The organism is Streptomyces sp. NPDC050842, from assembly GCF_044456565.1.
GTDB lineage: Bacteria > Actinomycetota > Actinomycetes > Streptomycetales > Streptomycetaceae > Streptomyces.
On sequence record NZ_JBITGA010000003.1, the window covers coordinates 489,584 to 513,001 of the forward strand.

The 23,418-nt window shown below is 72.6% G+C and carries 21 protein-coding genes; 16 read left to right on the forward strand and 5 right to left on the reverse strand.

Annotated elements, in window-relative coordinates:
- Positions 1-61: 61 nt before the first annotated feature.
- The 5 genes from ACIBG6_RS11370 (at position 62) to ACIBG6_RS11390 (ending at position 6,197) form a co-directional block, all read left to right on the forward strand.
- Positions 62-817, forward strand: coding sequence for a helix-hairpin-helix domain-containing protein (locus tag ACIBG6_RS11370; protein ID WP_399222328.1), 756 nt, complete (start codon positions 62-64; stop codon positions 815-817).
- Positions 814-3,324 carry a ComEC/Rec2 family competence protein gene (locus ACIBG6_RS11375; protein ID WP_399222329.1) on the forward strand — a complete coding sequence of 837 codons (2,511 nt, stop codon included), beginning with the start codon at positions 814-816 and terminating at the stop codon, positions 3,322-3,324. Before ACIBG6_RS11370 ends, ACIBG6_RS11375 begins: the two co-directional genes overlap by 4 nt.
- 75 nt (positions 3,325-3,399) lie before the next feature.
- Positions 3,400-4,029: a winged helix-turn-helix domain-containing protein gene (locus ACIBG6_RS11380; RefSeq protein WP_399222331.1), complete on the forward strand. Its 630-nt coding sequence runs from the start codon at positions 3,400-3,402 to the stop codon at positions 4,027-4,029.
- Positions 4,030-4,034: 5 nt separating this feature from the next.
- Positions 4,035-5,303, forward strand: coding sequence for an MFS transporter (locus ACIBG6_RS11385; RefSeq protein ID WP_399222332.1), 1,269 nt, complete (start codon positions 4,035-4,037; stop codon positions 5,301-5,303).
- 27 nt (positions 5,304-5,330) lie between these two features.
- Positions 5,331-6,197 carry an arylamine N-acetyltransferase gene (locus ACIBG6_RS11390; RefSeq protein ID WP_399222333.1) on the forward strand — a complete coding sequence of 289 codons (867 nt, stop codon included), beginning with the start codon at positions 5,331-5,333 and terminating at the stop codon, positions 6,195-6,197.
- 55 nt (positions 6,198-6,252) lie between these two features.
- Here the strand turns inward: ACIBG6_RS11390 and ACIBG6_RS11395 are convergent, their stop codons facing one another.
- Positions 6,253-6,516 (reverse strand): hypothetical protein, encoded by a 264-nt coding sequence (locus tag ACIBG6_RS11395; protein ID WP_399222334.1) that lies wholly within the window; start codon positions 6,514-6,516, stop codon positions 6,253-6,255.
- A gap of 98 nt (positions 6,517-6,614) precedes the next feature.
- Between ACIBG6_RS11395 and holA the strand changes: the two genes are divergently transcribed.
- Positions 6,615-7,601: a DNA polymerase III subunit delta gene (gene holA / locus ACIBG6_RS11400; RefSeq protein WP_317595091.1), complete on the forward strand. Its 987-nt coding sequence runs from the start codon at positions 6,615-6,617 to the stop codon at positions 7,599-7,601.
- 779 nt (positions 7,602-8,380) lie between these two features.
- Here the strand turns inward: holA and rpsT are convergent.
- Positions 8,381-8,647, reverse strand: a complete 267-nt coding sequence (gene rpsT / locus ACIBG6_RS11405; RefSeq protein ID WP_317595090.1) for a 30S ribosomal protein S20 — start codon at positions 8,645-8,647, stop codon at positions 8,381-8,383.
- Positions 8,648-8,830: 183 nt separating this feature from the next.
- Between rpsT and lepA the strand changes: the two genes are divergently transcribed.
- The 3 genes from lepA to hemW all read left to right on the forward strand — a co-directional run bounded on the left by lepA (position 8,831) and on the right by hemW (position 14,107).
- Positions 8,831-10,696 (forward strand): translation elongation factor 4, encoded by a 1,866-nt coding sequence (gene lepA / locus ACIBG6_RS11410; RefSeq protein WP_399222335.1) that lies wholly within the window; start codon positions 8,831-8,833, stop codon positions 10,694-10,696.
- A 235-nt stretch (positions 10,697-10,931) separates the two neighbouring features.
- The gene (locus ACIBG6_RS11415) at positions 10,932-12,809 is read left to right on the forward strand and encodes an AMP-dependent synthetase/ligase (protein ID WP_399222336.1); all 1,878 of its coding nucleotides are present in this window, start codon (positions 10,932-10,934) and stop codon (positions 12,807-12,809) included.
- A 65-nt stretch (positions 12,810-12,874) separates the two neighbouring features.
- A complete protein-coding gene (gene hemW, locus ACIBG6_RS11420; RefSeq protein ID WP_399222337.1) occupies positions 12,875-14,107 on the forward strand; it encodes a radical SAM family heme chaperone HemW in 1,233 nt (410 codons plus the stop codon).
- Between the two features lie 148 nt (positions 14,108-14,255).
- Here the strand turns inward: hemW and ACIBG6_RS11425 are convergent, their stop codons facing one another.
- Both ACIBG6_RS11425 and ACIBG6_RS11430 read right to left on the reverse strand, forming a co-directional pair.
- Positions 14,256-15,059 carry a DUF3097 domain-containing protein gene (locus ACIBG6_RS11425; protein WP_399222338.1) on the reverse strand — a complete coding sequence of 268 codons (804 nt, stop codon included), beginning with the start codon at positions 15,057-15,059 and terminating at the stop codon, positions 14,256-14,258.
- Positions 15,060-15,069: 10 nt separating this feature from the next.
- Positions 15,070-15,798: an MBL fold metallo-hydrolase gene (locus ACIBG6_RS11430; RefSeq protein ID WP_399222339.1), complete on the reverse strand. Its 729-nt coding sequence runs from the start codon at positions 15,796-15,798 to the stop codon at positions 15,070-15,072.
- 156 nt (positions 15,799-15,954) lie between these two features.
- Here ACIBG6_RS11430 and hrcA point away from each other — a divergent pair, with 156 nt between their 5' ends.
- The 4 genes from hrcA to ACIBG6_RS11450 all read left to right on the forward strand — a co-directional run bounded on the left by hrcA (position 15,955) and on the right by ACIBG6_RS11450 (position 20,100).
- A complete protein-coding gene (hrcA, locus tag ACIBG6_RS11435) occupies positions 15,955-16,974 on the forward strand; it encodes a heat-inducible transcriptional repressor HrcA (RefSeq protein WP_317595083.1) in 1,020 nt (339 codons plus the stop codon).
- Positions 16,975-18,114: a molecular chaperone DnaJ gene (gene dnaJ, locus ACIBG6_RS11440; protein ID WP_376406000.1), complete on the forward strand. Its 1,140-nt coding sequence runs from the start codon at positions 16,975-16,977 to the stop codon at positions 18,112-18,114.
- Between the two features lie 163 nt (positions 18,115-18,277).
- Positions 18,278-19,360 (forward strand): nitronate monooxygenase, encoded by a 1,083-nt coding sequence (locus ACIBG6_RS11445; protein WP_399222340.1) that lies wholly within the window; start codon positions 18,278-18,280, stop codon positions 19,358-19,360.
- Positions 19,357-20,100, forward strand: coding sequence for a 16S rRNA (uracil(1498)-N(3))-methyltransferase (locus tag ACIBG6_RS11450; RefSeq protein WP_399222341.1), 744 nt, complete (start codon positions 19,357-19,359; stop codon positions 20,098-20,100). Before ACIBG6_RS11445 ends, ACIBG6_RS11450 begins: the two co-directional genes overlap by 4 nt.
- Here the strand turns inward: ACIBG6_RS11450 and ACIBG6_RS11455 are convergent.
- On the reverse strand, positions 20,010-20,459 hold the full coding sequence (locus ACIBG6_RS11455; protein WP_399222342.1) for a hypothetical protein: 450 nt from the start codon (positions 20,457-20,459) through the stop codon (positions 20,010-20,012). The genes ACIBG6_RS11450 and ACIBG6_RS11455 overlap by 91 nt on opposite strands.
- Before the next feature lie 75 nt (positions 20,460-20,534).
- On the opposite strand from ACIBG6_RS11455, the gene ACIBG6_RS11460 reads away from it, so the two are divergent.
- The 3 genes from ACIBG6_RS11460 (at position 20,535) to ACIBG6_RS11470 (ending at position 23,418) form a co-directional block, all read left to right on the forward strand.
- The gene (locus tag ACIBG6_RS11460) at positions 20,535-21,881 is read left to right on the forward strand and encodes an ATP-binding protein (protein ID WP_399222343.1); all 1,347 of its coding nucleotides are present in this window, start codon (positions 20,535-20,537) and stop codon (positions 21,879-21,881) included.
- Positions 21,878-22,972: a tetratricopeptide repeat protein gene (locus ACIBG6_RS11465; protein WP_399222344.1), complete on the forward strand. Its 1,095-nt coding sequence runs from the start codon at positions 21,878-21,880 to the stop codon at positions 22,970-22,972. Before ACIBG6_RS11460 ends, ACIBG6_RS11465 begins: the two co-directional genes overlap by 4 nt.
- A gap of 86 nt (positions 22,973-23,058) precedes the next feature.
- The gene (locus ACIBG6_RS11470) at positions 23,059-23,418 is read left to right on the forward strand and encodes a histidine triad nucleotide-binding protein (protein WP_384145054.1); all 360 of its coding nucleotides are present in this window, start codon (positions 23,059-23,061) and stop codon (positions 23,416-23,418) included.

The window sequence follows — 23,418 nt, forward strand, 5'->3', positions numbered from 1 at the left end:
GGGGGACGCCCTGTTCCCGCCGGCGGCGCGGCCTGCACAGCCGGCGCCCTCGGTGCCGGCTATGGGGCGGCCTGAGGCGCCGGAGGCGCCGGAGCGTGGTTCTCCGACCCGGGCGCGCGAGCGGCTGGCGGCGGCGTTACGGGAGCGGACTCCGCTGTGGGTGCAGACGTGCTGCGGGCTCGAACCGAGGGCGCTGGCCGCGCTGACCGTGATCCTGCTCGCGGCCGCGGGCCTCGCCGGCGGGTACTTCTGGACGGGACGGCCGGAGCCGGTACGGGCCCCCGAGATCGTCCGTGCCGCCCCCGTGGCGGCCACGCCCGCCGCATCCGTGGCGCGGGCCGGGCCGGGGAGCGAGCGGGGTCCCGGGCCCGGGGCGGGTGGGGCGAAGGTCGTCGTCGACGTCGGCGGCAAGGTGCGCAGGCCCGGGGTGCTGACCCTGCCCGCGGGCTCGCGGGTGGCGGACGCGCTGCGGGCCGCGGGCGGAGCGGAACCCGGGGCCGATCTCACCGGGATCAACCGGGCCCGCGTCCTCATGGACGGCGAGCAGGTCCTGGTCGGGCTGCCGGGAGTGCCCGGGCTGCCGGTGGGCGGTTCCGGTCCCGGCTCCGGGGCCGGTGGGCCGGGGCCGCCGCTGAGTCTCAACGCGGCCACCGTGGAACAGCTCGACACCCTGCCAGGCGTCGGTCCCGTCCTCGCCCGGCACATCGTGGACCATCGCACGGAGCAGGGCGGTTTCCGGTCGGTCGCCGAGCTTCGGGAGGTCAACGGCATCGGGGAGCGCCGGTTCGCCGACCTCGAACCCCTGGTCCGGCCGTGAACCGGGCCGGGACGGAGGGGCCGGCCGACCTGCGGCTCGTGCCCCTCGCGCTGGCGGCCTGGGCGGCCGCCGCCTGTGCCGTGGGCGTCGCCGGGTGGTGGACGGTGGCCGGGGTCACCCTCTGCCTGGTGGGGGCGGCCGTCCTGCTGGCTCCGGGCCTGGCCCGGCGGCTCGGCGGTGCGGGTGGTTCCCGGGGTGCTTCAGGAGGGGAGCCGGACGTGCCGGGGACCCCTCCGGTGTCGCCGGGGTGGCGGTTGCGGGCGACCGCGTGTGCGGGGGTCCTGCTCTGTGCCGCGGCCGGGGCGGCCTCGGCGGGGCTGCACGCGGCGGATCTGCGGCGCGGTCCCGTGCCTGCCCTGGCGCGGGAGTACGTCCGGGCGCAGATGGAGGTCACCGTGACCTCTGATCCACGGCTCACCCGGCCCCGGGTGCGGGGCAACGCGATGGCGCCGGTCTCGGTCGTCCTCGACGGAGAGGTGACCCGCGTCGAGCGGTCGGACGGTGCGGCGCACCGGACGCGTACGCCGGTGCTGCTGATCGTGCCGCCAGGGGAGGGCCGGGAGGAGTGGCTGCGGCTCCTTCCCTCGACCCGGCTGCGGGTCGGAGCCCGGCTGGCGCCGCCGCTGCGCTCCGGTGAGCCGTTCGCCGCGGTGCTCAAGGTCGATGGGAAGGGGCCGCCGCGGATCGTCGGTGCGCCGAGCGCTCCGCAACGCACGGCGGGCGAGCTGCGGGCCGGGCTGCGGAGAGCGACCGAGGGGCTCGCTCCGGACGCGCGGGCCCTGCTGCCCGGGCTGGTCGTCGGGGACACCTCCAGGATCGGCCCCGAACTGCGGGACGCTTTCGAGGCCACCGACCTCACCCATCTCCTCGCGGTCTCCGGCAGCAATCTCTCCGTCGTGCTGCTGCTGCTCGTGGGGCGGCCCGGGCGGGCGCACCAGGTGGAGCGGGGCGGGCTCGCTCCCCGGCTCGGTCTTTCGCTGCGGGCGACCGCGGTGGCCGGGGGAGCGCTGACGCTGGCCTTCGTGGTCGTCTGCCGACCCGATCCGAGCGTGCTGCGCGCGGCGGCCTGCGGGCTCGTCGTCCTCCTGGCGATCGGCACGGGGCGTCGGAGATCGCTGATCCCGGCCCTGGCCACCGCCGTCCTGCTTCTGGTGCTCTACGACCCTTGGCTGGCGCGGAGTTACGGGTTCCTGCTCTCGGTCCTGGCCACCGGGGCCCTGCTGACGGTCGCTCCGCGGTGGAGTGAGGCGCTGCGGCGGCGCCGGGTGCCTGGGCGGCTCGCGGAAGCGCTGGCGGCGGCCCTCGCGGCGCAGGCGGTGTGCGCGCCGGTCGTGGTGGTCTTCGCCGCCCGGGTGAGTCTGGTCGCGATTCCCGCGAACCTCTTCGCCGAACTGGCTGTCGCGCCCGCGACAGTGCTCGGGTTCGCCGCGCTGGCCCTGGCGCAGGTGTGGGAGCCGGCCGCGGCGGGGGTGGCGTGGGTGGCGGGATGGCCGGCCGGGTGGATCGCGGGGGTGGCCCGCGCGGGCGGGGAGCTGCCGGGAGCCCAGCTGGCCTGGCCCGGCGGGTGGTGGGGCGGGCTGGTCCTCGCGCTGCTCACGGGGCTCGTGCTGCTCGGGGCGCGCAGACTGCCGCACCGGGGGTGGGCCGTCGCGCTCGTCGCCGGGCTGCTTCTCCTCGTGGTCGTCCGGCCCGTGCCGCTGGCACGGTGGGCCACCGGGTGGCCGCCGCCGGGCTGGGTGTTCGCGATGTGCCAGGTGGGGCAGGGGGACGCGACGGTGCTGGCGGCGGGCGGGGACGCGGCCGTCGTGGTGGACGCCGGCCCCGATCCCGTACCGGTGGACCGCTGTCTGCGGGAGCTCGGGGTGCGGCGGGTGCCTTTGCTGGTGCTCACGCATTTCCACGCCGACCACGTGGCAGGGCTGACGGGGGTGCTGCGGGGGCGGTCGGTGGGGGCGATCCAGACCACGGGGCTCGAAGAACCGCCGGCCCAGGCCGCGTTCGTGCGGCGGATCGCGGCCGCCGCGGGGGTGCCGTTGATCCGTGCGGGATCGGGGGAGCAGCGGAGGATCGGGGTCCTGGAGTGGCGGGTGCTGTGGCCGCCGGCGGGTTCCGGCGGGTCGGGCGGAGGGTCGGCCGGTGGGGCGAACGACGCCAGTGTCACGCTCCTCGTCCGTGCTGCCGGAGGGGTGAGTCTGCTGCTCCTCGGCGACCTCGAACCACCGGCTCAGCGCGCGTTGCTGAGGAGCAGTCCTGGGCTGGGCCCGGTGGACGTCCTCAAGGTCGCCCACCACGGGTCCGCGCACCAGGACCCGGGGCTGATGTGGGCGGCGCGGCCGCGCCTCGCGCTGGTGTCGACAGGGCGCGACAACCCGTACGGACACCCGTCGCCCCGGACCGTGGAGGCGTTGCGGGCCGGCGGGGCGCGGGTGCTGCGGACGGACGAGGACGGGGCGATCGCGGTGGTGGGTGCGGGGCGCGGGCTCGTGGCCGTACCGAGGGGAGGGTGAGCCATCGGAGTGAGGGAGGCGAGTCGATGTAAAGAAGTCCTTGTAAAGAAGTCTTTCTAAAGATAGCTTTTCATTATGCCGGAGATCAGCGAACCGCGACCCGAGGGCGAGCAGCCCCGCAGCATCCGCCTCACCGACCCGCGCGCCCTGCGCGCCTACGCCCACCCCCTGCGGATGTCCCTGGTGGGACTGCTGCGCAGCAGCGGCCCCTTCACCGCCACCAAGGCCGCCGAACTGACCGGCGAGTCCGTGGCCAGCTGCTCCTACCACCTGCGGATACTCGCCAAGTACGGCCTCGTGGAGGAGGCGCCGGGGGGCCGGGGGCGGGAGAAGCCCTGGCGGACCACCGCCCGGTACACGGAGTGGCCGGAGTACAGCGAGGACGACACGGTCGCGGAGGCCGCCGGCGCCCTGACGGCCGCCGTCACCGAGCGCTACTTCGAGCGCGTCACCCGGGCCATCGAGCGCCGGCACACGCTGCCGAGGGAGTGGCGGGAGGCCGAGCAGTTCAGCGACTACCTGCTCTACCTCACTCCTGAGGAGCTGACCGGTCTCGGCGAGCGGATCGAGGAGCTGCTCCGCGCCTTCGAGGGGCGCGAGTCCGACCCGTCCCTCAGGCCCGAGGGCGCCCGGGCCGTCAGCGTCCTGCGGATCGCCTACCTGGAGCAGGACGTCCCCCACCGCCAAGAACCCGAAGAGGAGTGAGCGAGATGGCCCTCGTGGAACGCATACCGGCACTGCTGCGCGAGCGGACCTTCCGTCGCTACTGGACCGGGCAGACCGTCTCGCTCGTCGGGGACCAGATCTCGCTCATCGCCATCCCGCTCGCCGCCGTCCTGATCCTCGGCGCGGACGCCGCCGAGATGGGCTGGCTCAAGACCGCCGAACTCCTCCCCGCCCTCCTGCTCAACCTGCCGCTCGGCGCCTGGGCGGACCGGCAGGCCCGCCGCAGACGCGTGATGATCGTCGCCGACCTCGGGCGGGCGGCGCTGATGCTGACGCTCCCGGTGGCGTACGCGCTCGACGCGTTGACACTTGGTCAGCTGTACGCGGTGGCCTTCGGGATCGGCGCGCTCACGGTGCTCTTCGAGGTCTGCAACGCCACGCTCCTCGTGGCACTCGTCCCCACCGAGCGGTACGTACAGGCGAACTCGCTGGTCAACGGAAGCCGCTCGATGTCCTGGCTCGCGGGACCCGGGATCGGCGGCGTCCTCGTACAAGTCCTCACCGCGCCCTTCGCCCTGGTCGCCGACGCCCTCACCTATGTGGTGTCGGCCGGCTACCTGGCCCGGGTCAAGGCGGTCGAACCTCCGCCGGCCGCCGTGGCCAAGGGGCACTTCACCGAGGGGATGCGCTGGGTGGTCCGGGACCGTTCGATGCGCGCGCTGTTCTCCGCCTCCGGCACGGTCCAGTTCTTCAACTACATGTTCCACACCCTCTTCGTGCTCTACGCGACCGCCGAACTCGGCATCGGCGCCGGACTGCTCGGCCTGATCCTCGGCGCCGGTGCGGTGGGCGGTCTCATCGGAGCGGCGTGCAGCGGAGCGGTCGTCCGGCGGATCGGCGTCGGCGCCTCGCTCGTGACCGGTTTCCTCGGGTTCACGCTGCCCCTGCTCCTGATACCCCTGGCCGACGGGCCGCTGCCGCTGGTGGTGGCCGTGCTCTTCGCGGCGGAGTTCCTCTCCTGCGCCGGGGTGATGATCGTGGACATCGCGGCGGGATCGTTCCAGATGGCGGCGATCCCCGATGCGATACGGGCCCGGGTCATGGGCGCGTATCGCACGCTCAACCACGGCTTCCGTCCCCTCGGCGCACTCGCCGGAGGCCTGCTCGGCACCGCGATCGGGCTGCGCCCGACGCTGTGGATCGCCACCGCAGGAGCCGTCTTCGCCGTGCTCTGGCTGCTGCCCTCGCCGCTGGCGCGGATGCGCGAACTGCCCACGAGGGGTGAGGAGTCGACCCCGGTGGGGGCGTTGTGATGCCGCGAGAGGAGGGAGACTGGCCGCATGAGTGACGCAACGGATGCCCCTGCCCCGACGGCCCCCACCGCGGCTGCGCCCGGCCTTGCCGCGCCTGACCTCGTCGCGCCCGCGCTCCCGGACGCGGGTGCCTATCTGGCGCGGATCGGCGCGCGGCGGCCCCTGCGCGCTGACGCCGAGGCCCTGCGCGAACTGCATGTGCGGCACCTGCTGAGCGTGCCCTTCGAGAACCTCTCGATCCACCTTGGCGAGGACATCGTCCTGGACGAGAAGGCGCTGGTCGACAAGGTCGTCGGCGGCCACAGGGGCGGCTTCTGCTACGAGATCAACACCACGTTCGCGGTCCTGTTGCGGGAGCTCGGCTACCGGGTGTCACTGCTCCAGGCACGCGTCGTCGACGAGGAGGGGAAGCTCGGGATCCCGTACGACCACATGGCGCTCCTCGTGGAGACGGCCGACGGGGAGCGGTGGCTGGCCGACGTCGGCTTCGGCGACCACAGCCACTACCCGCTGGCCTTCGACGAGCGCGGGGACCAGGAGGACCCGGGCGGCCGGTTCCGCGTGCAGGAGGCGGCCGACGGCGATCTGGAGGTGCTGCGGGACGGGAAGCCGCAGTACCGGCTGGAGCTGCGGCCCCGCGAGCTCGCGGACTTCACGGCCGGGGCCTGGTACCACCGGACCTCGCCCGACTCGCACTTCCCGCGGTCCCTCGTCTGTTCCCTCCTCACGGAGGAGGGACGGATCACCCTCAGCGACCGGAAGCTGATCACCCGCGCCCACGGGGAGCGCGTCGAGCGGGTGCTCGACGGGGACGAGGAGGTGCGGGGCGCGTACCGGGATCTGTTCGGCATCGCGCTCGACGAGCTGCCGGTCGTCGCGCAGCCGAATCCTTGATGCGGAGTCGCTGAACGAATCGCCGAACGGCCGGATCGTGCCGAAGCGCGCGTCGTTACGGGGCTTCCAGCCAGCCTTCGTGCTCGGCGGCGAACTCGTCGAGCGCCGCCGCGTCGAGTCGGCCCTCCGGGTCCTCGACGACCACCAGCCACTGGGCGTCCTCGGCGTCGTCCTCACCGGCCAGGGCGTCCCGGACGAGTTGCGGTGCCTCGGCCACGCCGAAACGGTCGGAGAGTTCCTCGGCGACCTCCTCGGCGGCGTCGCGGTCGGGGAGTACGAGTACGTGTCGTCGTTCGCTCACTCGGTCATTCTCGGGCATGGCTGTCGGGCGTAGCCGACGGGTGCGGTTGTCGGGTGGGATTGTCGGGCACGGTTGTCGGGCAGGGCTGTCGGTGGCCCGTGGGATGCTGGATCGCGATGGCCACCAGAAAGACTTCCCCCGACGACCTCCTCGGCCCCGTGACGCTCGCGGTGGGGCAGGAGGACCTGCTCCTCGACCGTGTCGTCCAGGAGGTGGTGGCGGCCGCGAGGGCCGCCGACGCCGACACGGACGTGCGCGACCTCACCTCCGACCAGCTCCAGCCCGGCTCGCTGGCGGAGCTGACCAGCCCCTCGCTCTTCGCCGAGCGCAAGGTCCTGGTCGTGCGGAACGCGCAGGACCTCTCCGCCGACACGATCAAGGACGTCAAGGCCTACCTCGACGACCCGATCGAGGACATCTCGCTCGTCCTGCTCCACGCAGGCGGCGCGAAAGGCAAGGGCCTGCTCGACGCCGCGCGCAAGGCGGGGGCGCGGGAGGTGGCCTGCCCGAAGACGACGAAGCCGGCGGAACGGCTGACGTTCGTACGGCAGGAGTTCCGGGCGCTCGGGCGCGCGGCGACGCCGGAGGCGTGCCAGGCGCTGGTGGACTCGATCGGCAGCGACCTGCGGGAGCTGGCGTCCGCGTGCGCGCAGCTGACGGCGGACGTCGACGGGACGATCGACGAGGCGGTCGTCGGGCGCTACTACACCGGCCGCGCGGAGGCCTCGTCCTTCAACGTGGCCGACCGGGCCGTGGAGGGGCGGGCCGCGGAGGCCCTGGAGGCGCTGCGCTGGTCGCTCTCGACCGGAGTGGCGCCGGTGCTCATCACGAGCGCGCTCGCGCAGGGCGTACGGGCGATCGGCAAGCTCTCGTCGGCGCGGGGCGGGCGGCCGGCGGATCTGGCGCGGGAGCTGGGCATGCCGCCGTGGAAGATCGACCGCGTGCGGCAGCAGATGCGGGGATGGACCCCGGACGGGGTGTCCCTCGCGCTGCGGGCGATCGCGGAGGCGGACGCGGGGGTGAAGGGCGGGGGCGACGACCCGGAGTACGCCCTGGAGAAGGCGGTGGTGGCGGTGGCGCGGGCGGCGCGGCTGCGGAGGTAGGGGGGCGGTGGGTCTTGGTGCGGGGCCGGGTGCGGGTGCGGGTGCGTTGCGCCGGGACGGTTGATTCCCCCACCCCGCCCCTTCCCGAAACCCTGCCGGGGGCTGGTGGGGCTGAGGTCCCCGGGGCTCCGCCCCGAACCCCTGCGGCGGCTTCGCGCCGCGCACGATGGGGCTGCGCCCCCCCTGCCGGTTTCGCGCCGCGCACGATGGGGCTGCGCCCCCCCCTGCCGGTTTCGCGCCGCGCACGATGGGGCTGCGCCCCGAACCCCTGCGGCGGCTTCGCGCCGCGCACAACTGGGCTGCGCCCGTGCCGTGGCTCCGCGCCGGTATGGCGCCCGGGTTGGGCTGCGCCCCATGCCGTGGTTTCGCGCCGTGCACCGTTGGGCTGCGCCACGTGCCGTGGCTTCGTGGCGGTATGTGGCCAGCCGGGGTTGGCTGCCGCGCTGGTCCGGCCTCTGCCTGGGTCCTGCTGCGGCTTCGCCCGGGTTTCCGGGGTGCGTGCACTTCACGGCGGCTTCGCGTGGCGTTCGTACGGCCGCGTCCCCGCCCCCGTCGCGGCTGCGCGTGCCGTGGCCCCGCGCCCGGGGGCGGCTGCGCGTAGGGGTGGGGGTGCGGCGAAGGCCCCGGCCGGCTCCTGGGGTGGAGGCGGCGGGGCCTTCGGCGTACAGCTGGGTGGGCTCGCACCCGCGTGGCGAACGCGTCCGCGTGCGAGTCCTGGTGGTCGGGCGGGAGCGGGAGAGAGGGCCCGCTGGGTCCCGTACGACCGGTTACATCAGAGCTCAGCCCTGGAGGGAGGAAACCTTGATCGCCAGCGCCGACTTCTTGTTGGCGGCGGCGTTCTTGTGGATGACACCCTTCGAGACAGCCTTGTCGAGCTGACGCGAGGCGGCGCGAGTGGCAACGGTGGCCTTCTCGAGGTCGCCGGCGGCGACAGCCTCACGGGCCTTGCGGATCGCGGTCTTGAGCGACGACTTGACGGCCTTGTTGCGCAGGCGCGCCTTCTCGTTGGTCTTGTTCCGCTTGATCTGGGACTTGATGTTCGCCACGAAAGAGCCTTTACAGGTTCGATGTTCCTTCTGGAGTGTGACTCGCAGCTGAGAGGGCACACGAGGCACAGCTGTCCACAGTATCAGTCACTCTCGGGGCCGCCCAAACCGGGCGCAGGGCGGCGGGCATGGGACCATGGAGCCTACGTATCGATCCGACATCGCCCCGAGACGAGACCCTGCGTGCCCGCGACTCCTACCAACGTGCCCGAGCCGAGCCGTACCGACCCGGCTCTGATCCGCAACTTCTGCATCATCGCGCACATCGACCACGGCAAGTCCACGCTCGCCGACCGGATGCTCCAGCTCACCGGTGTGGTCGACCAGCGGCAGATGCGTGCCCAGTATCTCGACCGGATGGACATCGAGCGGGAACGCGGCATCACGATCAAGTCCCAGGCGGTCCGTCTGCCGTGGGCCCCGACCGACGGGCAGGGTGAGGGTCGCACGCACATCCTGAACATGATCGACACCCCGGGGCACGTCGACTTCACGTACGAGGTCTCGCGTTCGCTCGCGGCCTGTGAGGGCACGGTCCTGCTGGTCGACGCGGCCCAGGGCATCGAGGCGCAGACGCTCGCCAACCTGTACCTGGCGATGGAGAACGATCTGACCATCGTTCCCGTGCTGAACAAGATCGACCTGCCGGCCGCCCAGCCGGAGAAGTTCTCAGAGGAGCTCGCCAACCTCATCGGCTGCCAGCCGGAGGACGTCCTCAAGGTCTCCGCGAAGACCGGTGTCGGTGTCGACGCGCTGCTCGACCGGGTCGTCCGGGACGTCCCCGCCCCGGTCGGCGTCGCCGACGCGCCCGCCCGCGCGATGATCTTCGACTCCGTGTACGACTCGTACCGGGGCGTCGTGACGTACGTGCGAGTGGTCGACGGCCAGCTCAACAAGCGCGAGCGCATCAAGATGATGTCGACCGGCGCCACCCACGAGCTCCTCGAGATCGGCGTCTCGTCTCCCGAGATGACCGCGTCCGACGGGCTCGGTGTCGGCGAGGTCGGCTACCTCATCACCGGTGTGAAGGACGTCCGTCAGTCCAAGGTCGGTGACACGATCACCTCCCTGAACAAGGGCGCGACCGAGGCGCTCGGCGGCTACAAGGACCCCAAGCCGATGGTGTTCTCGGGCCTCTATCCGCTGGACGGCTCGGAGTACCCGGACCTCCGCGAGGCCCTCGACAAGCTCCAGCTCAACGACGCCGCGCTCGTCTACGAGCCGGAGACCTCCGCCGCCCTCGGCTTCGGCTTCCGCGTCGGCTTCCTGGGCCTCCTGCACCTCGACGTGATCCGTGAGCGGCTCGAGCGCGAGTTCGGGCTCGACCTCATCGCCACCGCCCCCAACGTGGTCTACCGCGTGGTCATGGAGGACGGCAGCGAGCACACGGTCACCAACCCGAGTGAGTTCCCCGAGGGCAAGATCGATGACGTCTTCGAGCCCGTCGTGCGCGCCACGATCCTCGCTCCCAGCGAGTTCATCGGCGCGATCATGGAGCTGTGCCAGACCCGTCGCGGCACGCTGATCGGCATGGACTACCTCTCCGAGGACCGGGTCGAGATCCGCTACACCCTCCCCCTCGCCGAGATCGTCTTCGACTTCTTCGACCAGCTGAAGTCGAAGACGCGCGGTTACGCCTCCCTCGACTACGAGCCCACGGGCGAGCAGGCCTCCAGCCTGGTCAAGGTCGACATCCTGCTGCACGGCGACAAGGTCGACGCGTTCTCCGCCGTCACCCACAAGGACGCCGCGTACGCCTACGGTGTGCGGCTCGTCGCCAAGCTGCGCGAGCTCATCCCGCGCCAGGCCTTCGAGGTGCCGATCCAGGCCGCGATCGGCTCCCGGGTCATCGCCCGCGAGACCATCCGCGCCATCCGCAAGGACGTCCTCGCCAAGTGCTACGGCGGTGACATCTCCCGTAAGCGGAAGCTGCTGGAGAAGCAGAAGGAAGGCAAGAAGCGCATGAAGATGGTCGGCTCGGTGGAGGTGCCGCAGGAGGCCTTCATCGCCGTCCTGTCGAGCGACGAGTCCTCCAGCAAGAAGAAGTAGCCGGGCCGCAGGGGAGCGCAGCGAGTAGCTGCTCTGTGCATCTAACGGGTCCACGCGCCGTCGGCGCGTGGACCCGTTCGTTATGAAGCGGGGCCCTGCAAGCTCTTACGCGCCGGTCCTCGGGCCTTTACTCTGATCCCGAATCGAAGGTTACTCGCCAGTTAGTTACGTAGACGGTTAGACGGTTACGTAGTTACGCACCGCCAGCAGGCACCGCCGCCGCCCGGAGGACGTCGTGAGCGACACACAGACCCTGATCGAGAACCGGCCGCCCTCCGTGGCGACCCTCTTCCTTGAGCGCGTCGAGCGGACTCCCGACGCGGAGGCCTACCGGTACCCGGTTCCCGCCGCGTCCGGTACCGGTCCCGACGACTGGAAGTCGCTCAGTTGGGGGCAGGCCGCCGAGCGGGTCTACGCGATCGCCGCCGGCCTCGTCGACCTCGGCGTGCAGTCCGAGGAGCGGGTCGCGCTCGCCTCCTCCACCCGGGTGGAGTGGATCCTCGCCGACCTCGGCGTGATGTGCGCGGGCGCCGCGACCACCACGGTCTACCCGTCGACCAACGCCGAGGAGTCGGCGTTCATCCTCTCCGACTCCGAGTCCCGGGTCCTCATCGCCGAGGACGCGGCCCAGCTCGCCAAGGCCGTCGAGCGCCGCGCCGACCTGCCCGACCTCCGTCACGTGATCGTCATCGACGCCGAGGGCGTGGAGACCGACGGCGACTGGGTCCTCTCCCTCGCCGACCTGGAGGCACGCGGTCGCGCGTACCTGGAGAAGCACCCCGAGTCCGTCAAGGAGCGGGTCGCCGCGATCACCGCCACCCAGCTCGCCACCCTCATCTACACCTCGGGCACCACCGGCCGCCCCAAGGGCGTCCGCCTCCCGCACGACAACTGGTCGTACATGGCCAAGGCCATCGCCGCCACCGGTCTCGTCACCCAGGACGACGTCCAGTACCTGTGGCTGCCGCTCGCGCACGTCTTCGGCAAGGTCCTCACCTCGGGCCAGATCGAGGTCGGTCACGTCACCGCCCTCGACGGCCGGGTAGAGAAGATCATCGAGAACCTGCCGGTGGTCCAGCCGACCTACATGGCGGCCGTGCCCCGCATCTTCGAGAAGGTCTACAACGGGGTCGCCGCCAAGGCGCGCGCCGCCGGCGGCGCCAAGTACAAGATCTTCCAGTGGGCGGCCGAGGTCGCCCGCGAGTACGCCAAGGCCAGCCAGGACAACTTCCGCCGCACGGGCACCGCCTCCGCGCCCTTCGGCCTCACCGCCAAGCACAAGGTCGCCGACGTCCTCGTCTACAGCAAGATCCGCGAGGCCTTCGGCGGCAACCTGCGCGCCTGCATCTCCGGCTCCGCCGCGCTCGCCCCCGAGATCGGCTACTTCTTCGCCGGCGCCGGCATCCACATCCTGGAGGGCTACGGCCTCACGGAGACCTCCGCAGCCTCCTTCGTCAACCCGGGCGAGGCCTACCGCACCGGCACCGTCGGCAAGCCGCTCCCCGGCACCGAGGTCCGGATCGCCGACGACGGCGAGATCCTGCTGCGCGGCCCCGGCGTCATGGAGGGCTACCACGGCCTGCCGGAGAAGACGGTCGAGGTCCTGGAGTCCGACGGCTGGTTCCACACCGGTGACATCGGCGAGCTGTCCGCCGACGGCTACCTCCGGATCACCGACCGCAAGAAGGACCTGATCAAGACGTCCGGCGGCAAGTACATCGCGCCCGCCGAGGTCGAGGGCCAGTTCAAGGCCGTCTGCCCGTTCGTCTCGAACATCCTGGTCCACGGCGCCGACCGGAACTTCTGCACCGCCCTGATCGCCCTCGACGAGCCCTCCATCCTCGGCTGGGCCGCCGACCACGGGCTCGCGGGCAAGTCGTACGCCGACGTCGTCGCAGCCCCGCAGACGCAGAAGCTCATCCAGGGCTACGTCGACCGCCTCAACGAGGGCCTCCAGCGCTGGCAGACGATCAAGAAGTTCCGTCTGCTGCCGCGCGACCTCGACATCGAGCACGGCGAGCTGACGCCGTCGCTGAAGCTGAAGCGGCCGGTGGTGGAGCGGGAGTACAAGGAGCTCATCGAGGAGATGTACGCGGGGTCTCGCGAGTCCTGACCTGCGTGGACCTCGGTTGTCCACAGGCAGACCGTTTACCTCGGGCGGTACGGGACAATGGGCTCATGCCTTCCGTACTGCCCGATGGTGAGACCGTGCCCGAGACCGGGGCGCTGCCCGCGCACGCCCTGGAAGGGGCGGCCGAGCGGCCCCTCGGGTTCTACCTGCACGTGCCGTACTGCGCGACGCGCTGCGGGTACTGCGACTTCAACACGTACACCGCGAGCGAGCTGCGCGGTGCCGGGGGCGTGCTCGCCTCCCGGGACAACTACGCCGGTCAGGTCGCCGAGGAGATCCGGCTCGCCCGCAAGGTGCTCGGGGACGACCCCCGGCCGGTGCGGACGGTGTTCGTCGGCGGCGGTACGCCCACGCTCCTCGACGCCGGCGACCTCGTACGGATGCTGGGGGCCATCCGCGACGAGTTCGGGCTCGCGGACGACGCCGAGGTGACGACGGAGGCGAATCCGGAGTCGGTGAACCCCGCGTACCTGGCGGAGCTGCGGGAGGGCGGGTTCAACCGGATCTCCTTCGGAATGCAGAGCGCCAAGCAGCACGTCCTGAAGATCCTCGACCGGACCCACACGCCCGGGCGGCCCGAGGCGTGCGTCGCCGAGGCGCGGGCGGCCGGGTTCGAGCACGTCAACCTCGACCTGATCTACGGCACGCCGGGGGAGACCGACGACGACTGGCGGGCCTCGCTCGACGCGGCGATCGGCGCCGGGCCCGACCACGTCAGCGCCTACGCGCTGATCGTGGAGGAGGGGACGCAGCTGGCGCGCCGCATCCGGCGCGGCGAGGTGCCGATGACCGACGACGACGTGCACGCCGATCGGTATCTGATCGCCGACTCCGTCTTCGCCGAGGCCGGATTCGAGTGGTACGAGGTGTCCAACTGGGCCACCTCCGAGGCCGGGCGCTGCCTCCACAACGAGCTGTACTGGCGAGGCGCCGACTGGTGGGGTGCCGGGCCGGGCGCCCACAGCCACGTGGGCGGCGTCCGGTGGTGGAACGTGAAGCACCCCGGTACGTACGCGGCGGCCCTCGGGGCCGGGAAGTCGCCCGGCGCCGGGCGGGAGCTCCTCTCGGAGGAGGACCGGCGGGTGGAGCGGGTCCTGCTCGAGCTGCGGCTTCGGGAGGGGGTCGAGCTGTCGATCCTCAAGCCGGCCGGACTCGACGCCTCGCGGAAGGCGCTGGGGGACGGGCTTCTCGACCCCTCGTCGTACGAGGCCGGGCGGGCGGTTCTGACCCTGCGGGGTCGGCTGCTCGCCGACGCGGTCGTGCGGGACCTGGTGGACTGAGCCAGGGGGACGGCCGGCGGTAGCCGTACCCCCGCCGTCGCGGGGACTGAGACCTGCTCGGCCGTGCGGACGAACTGATCGACGGAACACCTCCGCTGAGTGCGGAGAAGGGGCCGGGCGTCGGTCGGCGCAACGAGCCGACCGGAGGTCAGGGCACGGTCACGTGGTCGATCAGTCGCTCGACGGCACCCAGGAGTTCCGGTTCCAGGTCCTTGTAGGTCGTGACCTTCGACAGGATGTGCTGCCATGCCGCGCCCGTGTTCGGCGGCCAGCCCAGGGAGCGGCAGACGCCCGTCTTCCAGTCCTGGCCGCGGGGGACCCTCGGCCAGGCGCTGATGCCCACCGAGGACGGCTTCACGGCCTCCCAGACGTCGATGTACGGGTGGCCCACCACCAGGACGTCCGGGGACGTGACGGTCGCCGCGATCCTCGACTCCTTCGAACCCGGGACCAGGTGGTCCACCAGGACGCCCAGGCGGGCGTCCGGGGCGGGGGCGAACTCCGCCACGATCGACGGCAGGTCGTCGATGCCTTCCAGGTACTCGACGACCACGCCCTCGATCCGGAGGTCGTCGCCCCAGACACGCTCGACGAGTTCGGCGTCGTGCCGGCCCTCCACGTAGATCCGGCCCGCCCGCGCCACCCTCGCCCGCGCGCCCGGGACCGCCACCGAGCCCGAAGCCGTGCGGGTGGGGCGTACCGGCGATGACGCGGCAGGGCGGACCAGGGTGACCACCCGGCCCTCCAGGAGGAAGCCGCGCGGCTCCATCGGGAAGACGCGGTGCTTGCCGAAGCGGTCCTCCAGGGTCACCGTGCCCGCCTCGCAGCGGATCACCGCCCCGCAGAAGCCCGTGGTGACCTCCTCGACGACGAGGTCGTGGTCGGCCGGGATCTCCGGGACGGGCGCCGAGCGCTTCCATGCGGGCGTCAGGTCCGGGTCGTAGCTGCGCATTCGGGCGACGTTATGCGACCGAGAAGCGCCGTGCCAGTTCCTCGCGCTGGCGTCGTACGAACGTGGCGTCCACCACCGCTCCGTGGCCCGGCACGTACAGCGCTTCCTCGCCGCCGAGCGACAGCAGCCGGTCCAGCGCGTCCGGCCAGCGGGACGGGATCGCGTCCGGTCCCGCCTGCGGCTCGCCCGACTCCTCCACCAGGTCCCCGCAGAAGACGACCTCGCGCTCGCCGGGGACGCAGAGCGCCAGGTCGTGGCCGGTGTGGCCCGGGCCGACGTTCGCCAGGAGCACCTGCCGGCCGCCCAGGTCGAGCGTCCACTCCCCGGAGACCACGTGCCGCGGGGCCACGAGGACGTCGGCGGCCTCCGTCGCCGCCCGCTCGTCGACCCCTTGCACCATGGCGTCCCTGCGCAGGTCCTCCCGGTCCCGGGCCCGGCCGAGCAGCTCGTCCACGCCCACCGCGCCGAAGACCTCCGCGCCCGCGAAGGCGGCGGTGCCGAAGACGTGGTCGAAGTGCGGGTGGCTCAGTGCGATGTGCGTCACTCTTCGGCCGTCCGTCAACGCCGCGATCTGCGCCCGCAGCTCGGCTCCCTCCGCGAGCGTCGAGCCCGTGTCGTAGAGCAGGACCGCCTTCGTGCCCACTACCAGGCCCACCGTGGCGTCCCAGCCGGGCAGCCGGCGCCTGCCCACTCCGTCCGCCAACCGCTCCCACCCGTACGCTTCCCAATCGATGTCCATGGGGCGACGCTAACGGCTGCGCCCCCGCCTCCTTGCCAGGAGCGTTGCCCGCCGCCGTACACTGGCCGGGGGATTGCTGGCACTCGGGCAGGGTGAGTGCCAAAACCGGAGCAACCGGAGCATCCGGAACCACGACGACAGCTGGAGGTGCGCACGATGCTCAGCGAACGCAGACTCGAGGTGTTGCGCGCCATCGTCCAGGACTACGTCGGGACGGAGGAGCCGGTCGGCTCGAAGGCGCTCACCGAGCGCCACAAACTCGGCGTCTCGCCCGCCACGGTCCGCAACGACATGGCCGTGCTGGAGGAGGAGGGCTACATCGCCCAGCCTCACACCAGCGCCGGGCGCATCCCGACCGACAAGGGCTACCGGCTCTTCGTCGACCGGCTGGCCGGCGTCAAGCCGCTGTCGACGCCCGAGCGGCGCGCGATCCACAACTTCCTGGACGGTGCGGTCGACCTCGACGACGTCGTCGGGCGTACGGTCCGGCTGCTCGCTCAGCTGACCCGTCAGGTCGCCGTCGTCCAGTACCCCTCGCTGACCCGCTCGACCGTCCGTCACGTGGAGCTGCTCGCGCTGGCCCCGGCCCGCCTGATGCTCGTGCTCATCACGGACACCGGCCGCGTCGAGCAGCGCGTCATCGACTGTCCCGCGCCCTTCGGCGAGACCTCCCTCGCCGACCTGCGGGCCCGGCTCAACAGCCGGGTGGTCGGCCGCCGGTTCGCCGACGTGCCGCAGCTGGTGCAGGACCTCCCCGAGTCCTTCGAGGAGCTCGAGGACCGCGCCACGGTCTCGACCGTGCTCGCGACCCTCCTCGAATCGCTCGTGGAGGAGCACGAGGAGCGGCTGATGATCGGCGGCACCGCCAATCTCACCCGCTTCGGACCCGACTTCCCCCTGATGATCAGGCCCGTCCTGGAAGCCCTGGAGGAGCAGGTCGTGCTCCTCAAGCTGCTGGGCGAGGCCAAGGAATCGGGCATGACCGTACGCATCGGGCACGAGAACGCCCACGAGGGGCTGAGCTCCACCTCGGTCGTCTCGGTCGGCTACGGTTCGGGCGGCGAAGCAGTCGCCAAACTCGGCGTGGTCGGACCGACCCGCATGGACTACCCCGGAACGATGGGAGCGGTACGCGCAGTGGCACGTTACGTCGGACAGATCCTGGCGGAGTCGTAAGTGGCCACGGACTACTACGCCGTACTCGGCGTGCGCCGCGACGCTTCCCAGGACGAGATCAAGAAGGCCTTCCGGAGGCTCGCGCGCGAGCTGCACCCGGACGTCAATCCCGATCCGAAGACGCAGGAACGCTTCAAGGAGATCAACGCCGCCTACGAGGTCCTCTCGGACCCGCAGAAGAAGCAGGTCTACGACCTGGGTGGCGACCCGCTCTCGGCCTCCGGCGGAGGCGGCGCGGGCGGCTTCGGGGCCGGTGGCTTCGGGAACTTCTCCGACATCATGGACGCCTTCTTCGGCACGGCCTCGCAGCGCGGACCGCGCTCGCGGACCCGCCGCGGCCAGGACGCCATGATCCGTCTGGAGATCGACCTCAACGAGGCGGCCTTCGGCACCACCAAGGACATCCAGGTCGACACGGCCGTCGTGTGCACCACCTGTTCGGGTGAGGGTGCCGCGCCCGGCACCTCCGCGCAGACCTGTGACATGTGCCGCGGCCGCGGTGAGGTCTCCCAGGTCACCCGGTCCTTCCTGGGCCAGGTCATGACCTCCCGGCCCTGCCCGCAGTGCCAGGGCTTCGGCACCGTCGTCCCGACCCCGTGCCCCGAGTGCGCGGGCGACGGCCGGGTCCGTTCCCGTCGCACCCTCACGGTCAAGATCCCGGCCGGTGTCGACAACGGCACCCGGATCCAGCTCGCCGGCGAGGGCGAGGTCGGCCCCGGTGGCGGCCCGGCCGGTGACCTGTACGTCGAGATCCACGAGATCCCGCACGACACGTTCCAGCGGCGCGGCGACGACCTGCACTGCACGGTGACCATCCCGATGACGGCGGGCGCGCTCGGCACGAAGGTGCCGCTGCAGACCCTCGACGGCATCGAGGAGATCGACATCCGTCCGGGCACGCAGTCCGGCCAGTCGGTCCCGCTGCACGGCCGCGGCGTCACGCACCTGCGGGGCAACGGCCGGGGCGACCTGATCGTGCACGTCGAGGTGCAGACCCCCGGAAAGCTCGACGCGGAGCAGGAGCGGCTCCTGCGCGAGCTGGCCAAGCTCCGCGGCGAGGAGCGGCCCACCGGGCAGTTCCAGCCCGGGCAGCAGGGGCTGTTCTCGCGCCTGAAGGACGCCTTCAACGGGCGGACCTGACCGGACGGCATCGTGAGGGAAGGGGCGGGACGGCGACGAGCCGTCCCGCCCCTTCCCACTTCCGGAGGCCCGTCCGTTTCCGGCGGCCCTCTTCCGGAAGCCCGCCTTCCATGACCTGACGTACCGATTCGGCCCGCCGGGGCCGTCATGAAACGATGCCCGTATGTCCACCACCGCACTGAACGATCTCTTTCGGTATCCGATCGTGCAGGCCCCCATGGCGGGTGGCGCTTCCTGTCCCGAGCTCGTCGGAGCCGTCTGCGAGGCCGGTGCGCTCGGCTTCCTGGCCGGCGGGTACAAGACGGCCGGAGGCCTGTACCAGGAGATCAAGCAGGTGCGCGGGCTCACCGCACGCCCCTTCGGCGTCAACCTCTTCATGCCGCAGGGCGGGCCGCACGCCGATCCCGCCGCCGTCGAGGTCTACCGGCACCAGCTCGCCGGCGAGGCGACCTGGTACGAGACCTCCCTCGGGGAGGCCGACGACTGCCGCGACGACGGCTACGACGCCAAAATGGCGATCCTCCTGGACGATCCGGTCCGCGTCGTCTCCTTCACCTTCGGCTGTCCCTCGCCCGAGACGCTCGCCGCCTTCGCCCGTGCCGGAACGTTCACGCTCGTCACCGTCACCTCCGCCGAGGACGCCGTCGCCGCCGAGCGGGCCGGTGCCGACGCCGTCTGCGTCCAGGGCGTCGAGGCCGGCGGCCACCAGGGCACGTACCGCGACGACCCGGAGGACGACGACACCCCGGGGACCGGGCTCCTCGCGCTCGTCACCCAGGTCCGCGAGAGCGTCGCGCTGCCGATCGTCGCCACCGGCGGGATCATGCGCGGCGCGCAGATCGCCGCCGCCCTCGCCGCCGGGGCCGACGCCGCCCAGCTCGGCACCGCCTTCCTCGGCTGCCCCGAGTCCGGCGCGCACCCGCTGCACAAGCGGGCCCTGACCGATCCGCTCTTCACCCGGACCGCCTTCACCCGGGCCTTCTCCGGGCGTCCGGCGCGCGGGCTCGTCAACCGCTTCATGCGCGAGCACGGGCCGTACGCCCCCGCCGCCTACCCCGAGGTCCACCACCTCACCGCCCCGCTCCGCAAGGCCGCCGCCGCCTCCGGCGACGCCCAGGGCATGGCCCTGTGGGCCGGACAGGGCCACCGTCTCGCCCGCGAACTCCCCGCCGGGCAACTCGTCGAGGTCCTGGCCGCCGAACTCGACACCGCACTCTCCGACCTGGCTCACAGGAGCGCTTCATGACCGCACCCGTCTTCGTCGTCGACGCCGTTCCCGGCCCCGGGAGCTTCCTCCTGGACGGTTCCGAGGGCCGGCACGCCGTCTCGGTGAAGCGGCTCCGGGAGGGCGAGGAGCTCGTCCTCGCCGACGGCCGGGGGCGCTGGGCCGTGTGCGTGGTGCTGGCCGCCGAGGGCAAGGACCAGCTGACCGTGCGGGTCGACGAGGTGCACGAGGACGCCGCGGAGGAGCCGCGGATCACGGTCGTGCAGGCGCTGCCCAAGGGCGACCGGGGTGAACTCGCCGTCGAGACCATGACGGAGACCGGGGTCGACGCGATCGTGCCCTGGGCCGCGTCCCGCTGCATCACCCAGTGGAAGGGCGACCGCGGCCTCAAGGCGCTCGCCAAGTGGCGTTCCACCGCGCGCGAGGCGGGCAAGCAGTCGCGCCGCACGCGTTTCCCCGAGGTCGCCGACCTGATGACGACCAAGCAGCTCGCCGCCCTCCTCGCGGCCGCCGACTTCGCCGCCGTCCTGCACGAGGACCGTGCGCACCCGTCCGGCGCGCTGGCCACGGCCGAGCTGCCCGCGAAGGGCTCGATCGTGCTGATCGTCGGCCCCGAGGGCGGCGTCTCCCCGGACGAGCTCGCGACCTTCGAGGCGGCCGGCGCGAAGCCCTACCGGCTGGGCCGCAGCGTCCTGCGCACGTCCACGGCGGGTACGGCGGCGGCTGCCCTCGTCCTGGGGCGCACCGGCCGCTGGAGTTGAGCGGAAGAGGGATCCGCCTCCGTCAGCGTGTCGAAGAGCGGCCAGCCGTCCTCCTCCGTCTCCCCGTTCGTGGTGGGGACGAGGCCGCGTGTCAGGGCCTCTTCGAGGAATCGGCGCACCACGCCCGGCTCGTTGAGGTTGAGCCAGCCGCCCCCGGCCGCGACCTCGCCGGTGCCCATCGGGAAGCCGGCCACGGCCCGCCCCGGAGCGTTCCGGAAGACCAGCCGGAGCAGCGCGTGGCGGTGTTCCGCGCGGCGCAGGGTGAGGACCGTCCGGCAGTCGGGGTGGCGGTGGCGGACGTTCCAGAGCCACACCGTGCCGTCCACCGTCAGCCTGCGCAGCGCGCCTTCGCGTCTCATCCGCCGAAGTGTAGGGACGGCGTTCTTGCCGAACCCGGTGGACGGCTGCCCCGGTGCGCTTCATAGGGTGGCCGCATGGCCGACGAGTCCCCTCTGATCCGCAGTCTGCGCACCGCCGTTGCCGCCGCTCCCGGTGACGTACCCCTGCGCCTCCACTTCGCCGAGCTGCTCCTTTCCGAGGGGCGCAACGAGGAGGCCGTCGCGGAGGCAGCGGTCGCCCTCCAGCACGCGCCCGGGGACGCGGACGCCCGCGCGCTGATGATGCGGGCGATGGGCATGCCCCCGGCCGCGGCGCCCGCCCCGGCTCCGGCCCCCGCTCCGGCCCCGGCTCCGGCTCCGGTGCAGCCTCCCGCCCCAGAGCAGACCGCGCCTCAGGCGGCCGAAGCGCCCAAGACACCCGAGGCCCCCGCCCCTGGCAACGCCCCCGCCTTCGACTGGGCCGCCGCCGAGCAGCAGGTCCAGGACCTCGTCGGCCCCCGCTTCCTGGAGGACCCGCAGGCCGACGGCGGTGACGGGCCCGCCGGGGACGCCGCCGCCTGGGACGTGGACGCCCCCGGCTCCGTACGCCTCGCCGACGTCGGCGGCATGGAGGAGGTCAAGGACCGCCTGGAGGCCGCCTTCCTCGCCCCCATGCGCAACCCCGAACTGCGCAGGCTGTACGGCAAGTCGCTGCGCGGCGGCCTGCTCCTGTACGGGCCGCCCGGCTGCGGCAAGACCTTCATCGCCCGGGCCGTCGCGGGCGAGCTCGGCGCGAACTTCCTCACCGTCTCGCTCTCCGACGTCCTCGACATGTGGATCGGGGCCTCCGAGAAGAACATCCACGACATCTTCGAGACGGCCCGCCGCCAGGCCCCCTGCGTCGTCTTCCTCGACGAGCTGGACGCCCTCGGCGCCAAGCGTTCCCGCACGCACCACAGCGGTCTGCGCAACGTCGTCAACCAGCTCCTCACCGAGCTCGACGGCATCGCCAGCGGCGCCGGCAACGAAGGCGTCTTCGTGCTCGCCGCCACCAACGTGCCCTGGGACGTGGACATCGCGCTGCGCCGCCCCGGCCGCCTCGACCGCACGCTCCTCGTGCTGCCGCCCGACGCCGCCGCCCGGGAGGCGATCCTCCGCTACCACCTGCGCGAGCGCCCCATCGAGGCCGTCGACCTCGGCAAGCTCGTCAAGGTCACCGAGGACTTCTCCGGCGCCGACCTCGCGCACCTCTGCGAGACCGCCGCCGAGGCCGCGCTCCTCGACTCCGCCCGCAGCGGCTCCGTACGCCTGATCACGACGAAGGACCTGCTCGGCGCGGCCAAGCAGATCAAGCCGTCCACGGAGCCGTGGTTCGCCGCCGCCCGGAACGTCGCCATGTTCGCCAACGAGGGCGGGCTCTACGACGACCTCCTCGCCTACCTGAAGCGGAAGCGCAAGCTGTGACCACTCCGACCGCGCTCCTGCGCGCCGAGGCGCTGTACGACACCGGACGGTACGAGCAGGCCGGGGCGCTCGTCGCCCAGCACCTGGCGACCGACCCGGAGGACGCCGACGCCCTCGTCCTGCTGTCCCGCTGCCACCACCGGGCCGGCGACGCCCCGGCCGCCCTGGCCGCCGTGGACCAGGCGCTGGGCGCCCGGCCCGAGCTGCTCATGGGCTGGCTGATGCGCGTCCAGATCCTGCTGGCCCTGAAGCGGTTCCCGGAGGCCGAGACCACGGCCCGGCGCGCCGTCGGGATCGCCCCGCAGTACTGGGGCAGCCATTACGCGCTCGGCACCGCCCTCGCCGAGCACGCCGAACACGCCCGCAGCCGGGGCCGCGCGGTCGAGGCGTACGAGGCGGCGCGGGCCGCCGTCGCCCTCGGCCCCGAGGAGGACGCGGCGCACTTCCTGGTGGGCCTGACCGCCCAGCGGCGGGGCGACCACGCCACCGCGCAGCGCGCGTACGAGACGGCGCTGCGGCTCAACCCGCAGAGCAGCGAGGCCCACAACAACCTCTCGCTGCTGCGCCTGCGGCGCCGTTGGTTCCGGCGCGGGGCCTGGACGCAGGCCGCCGAGGGCTTCGTGGCCTCCGCCGCGCTCGACCTCGACGACCGCAAGGCCCGCTACAACCTGGAGGCCATGGCCTGGAACACCGCGGCCGGGGCCCGCTGGGTGGCCCTGCTCGGCTTCGTGGCCTCCGCCGTCGCGATCAACTGGATCCCCGGCCGCGCGACCTGGGCCGACGCGGCCGTCCCGCTGCTGGCCGGCACGGCGGTGCTCCTGGGCGCCTGGACGGGATGGGTGGTGTGGATGGCCCGCCGGGTGCCGCCCCGGCTGCGCCGCCCCATGCTCCTCGTGGCGCGCAACTGCCGGCCGGTGCTGTTCATGGCCGGGGCCGTCGGGCTCCTCGGCCTCTACTCGCTCGTCGCGCTCGCCCTGTGGTCCTTCGACTCGGGCGTCGTGAGCGGATTCGGCACGCCGTTGTTCTGGTCGGTGATCATCACGTACTGGGTGAGCCGCTCGGCCCTGAACCGCCGCGCGCCGAAGGACTGACCGGGGAGCGGTTCCTGCCGGTGGCGGCGGATAGCATTCCCGTCGTACCGACGTGTGTCGACCGACAAGGCGAGGAGGCCCAGGCCATGGCCGGAGAGCCGCAGAGCGACTGCCTGTTCTGCAAGATCGCGGAAGGGGAGGTGCCGGCGACGATCGTGCGCGAGACCGAGACGACCCTCGCGTTCCGCGACATCAACCCGCAGGCGCCCACGCACATCCTCGTCATCCCGCGGCTCCACTACCCGGACGCCGCGTCCCTGGCCGCCGCCGCGCCGACCGTCGCCGCCGACATACTGCGCGAGGCCGGAGAGATCGCCGCGCAGGAGAAGATCGACGGCCACGGCTTCCGGATCGTCTTCAACACCGGCGCCGGCGCCGGTCAGACCGTCTTCCACGCCCACGCGCACGTGCTGGGCGGCCGCGGTCTCAACTGGCCCCCCGGGTAA

What these genes read in the sequence shown, in the direction of transcription:
- ACIBG6_RS11370 (WP_399222328.1), top strand. Translation starts at nt 62, where the DNA reads ATGGGGCGGCCTGAGGCGCCGGAGGCGCCGGAGCGTGGTTCTCCGACC.
- ACIBG6_RS11380 (WP_399222331.1), top strand. Translation starts at nt 3,400, where the DNA reads ATGCCGGAGATCAGCGAACCGCGACCCGAGGGCGAGCAGCCCCGCAGC.
- ACIBG6_RS11385 (WP_399222332.1), top strand. Translation starts at nt 4,035, where the DNA reads ATGGCCCTCGTGGAACGCATACCGGCACTGCTGCGCGAGCGGACCTTC.
- ACIBG6_RS11390 (WP_399222333.1), top strand. Translation starts at nt 5,331, where the DNA reads ATGAGTGACGCAACGGATGCCCCTGCCCCGACGGCCCCCACCGCGGCT.
- ACIBG6_RS11395 (WP_399222334.1), bottom strand. Translation starts at nt 6,516, where the DNA reads ATGCCCGAGAATGACCGAGTGAGCGAACGACGACACGTACTCGTACTC.
- holA (WP_317595091.1), top strand. Translation starts at nt 6,615, where the DNA reads ATGGCCACCAGAAAGACTTCCCCCGACGACCTCCTCGGCCCCGTGACG.
- hemW (WP_399222337.1), top strand. Translation starts at nt 12,875, where the DNA reads ATGCCTTCCGTACTGCCCGATGGTGAGACCGTGCCCGAGACCGGGGCG.
- ACIBG6_RS11425 (WP_399222338.1), bottom strand. Translation starts at nt 15,059, where the DNA reads ATGCGCAGCTACGACCCGGACCTGACGCCCGCATGGAAGCGCTCGGCG.
- ACIBG6_RS11430 (WP_399222339.1), bottom strand. Translation starts at nt 15,798, where the DNA reads ATGGACATCGATTGGGAAGCGTACGGGTGGGAGCGGTTGGCGGACGGA.
- hrcA (WP_317595083.1), top strand. Translation starts at nt 15,955, where the DNA reads ATGCTCAGCGAACGCAGACTCGAGGTGTTGCGCGCCATCGTCCAGGAC.
- ACIBG6_RS11445 (WP_399222340.1), top strand. Translation starts at nt 18,278, where the DNA reads ATGTCCACCACCGCACTGAACGATCTCTTTCGGTATCCGATCGTGCAG.
- ACIBG6_RS11450 (WP_399222341.1), top strand. Translation starts at nt 19,357, where the DNA reads ATGACCGCACCCGTCTTCGTCGTCGACGCCGTTCCCGGCCCCGGGAGC.
- ACIBG6_RS11455 (WP_399222342.1), bottom strand. Translation starts at nt 20,459, where the DNA reads ATGAGACGCGAAGGCGCGCTGCGCAGGCTGACGGTGGACGGCACGGTG.
- ACIBG6_RS11460 (WP_399222343.1), top strand. Translation starts at nt 20,535, where the DNA reads ATGGCCGACGAGTCCCCTCTGATCCGCAGTCTGCGCACCGCCGTTGCC.
- ACIBG6_RS11470 (WP_384145054.1), top strand. Translation starts at nt 23,059, where the DNA reads ATGGCCGGAGAGCCGCAGAGCGACTGCCTGTTCTGCAAGATCGCGGAA.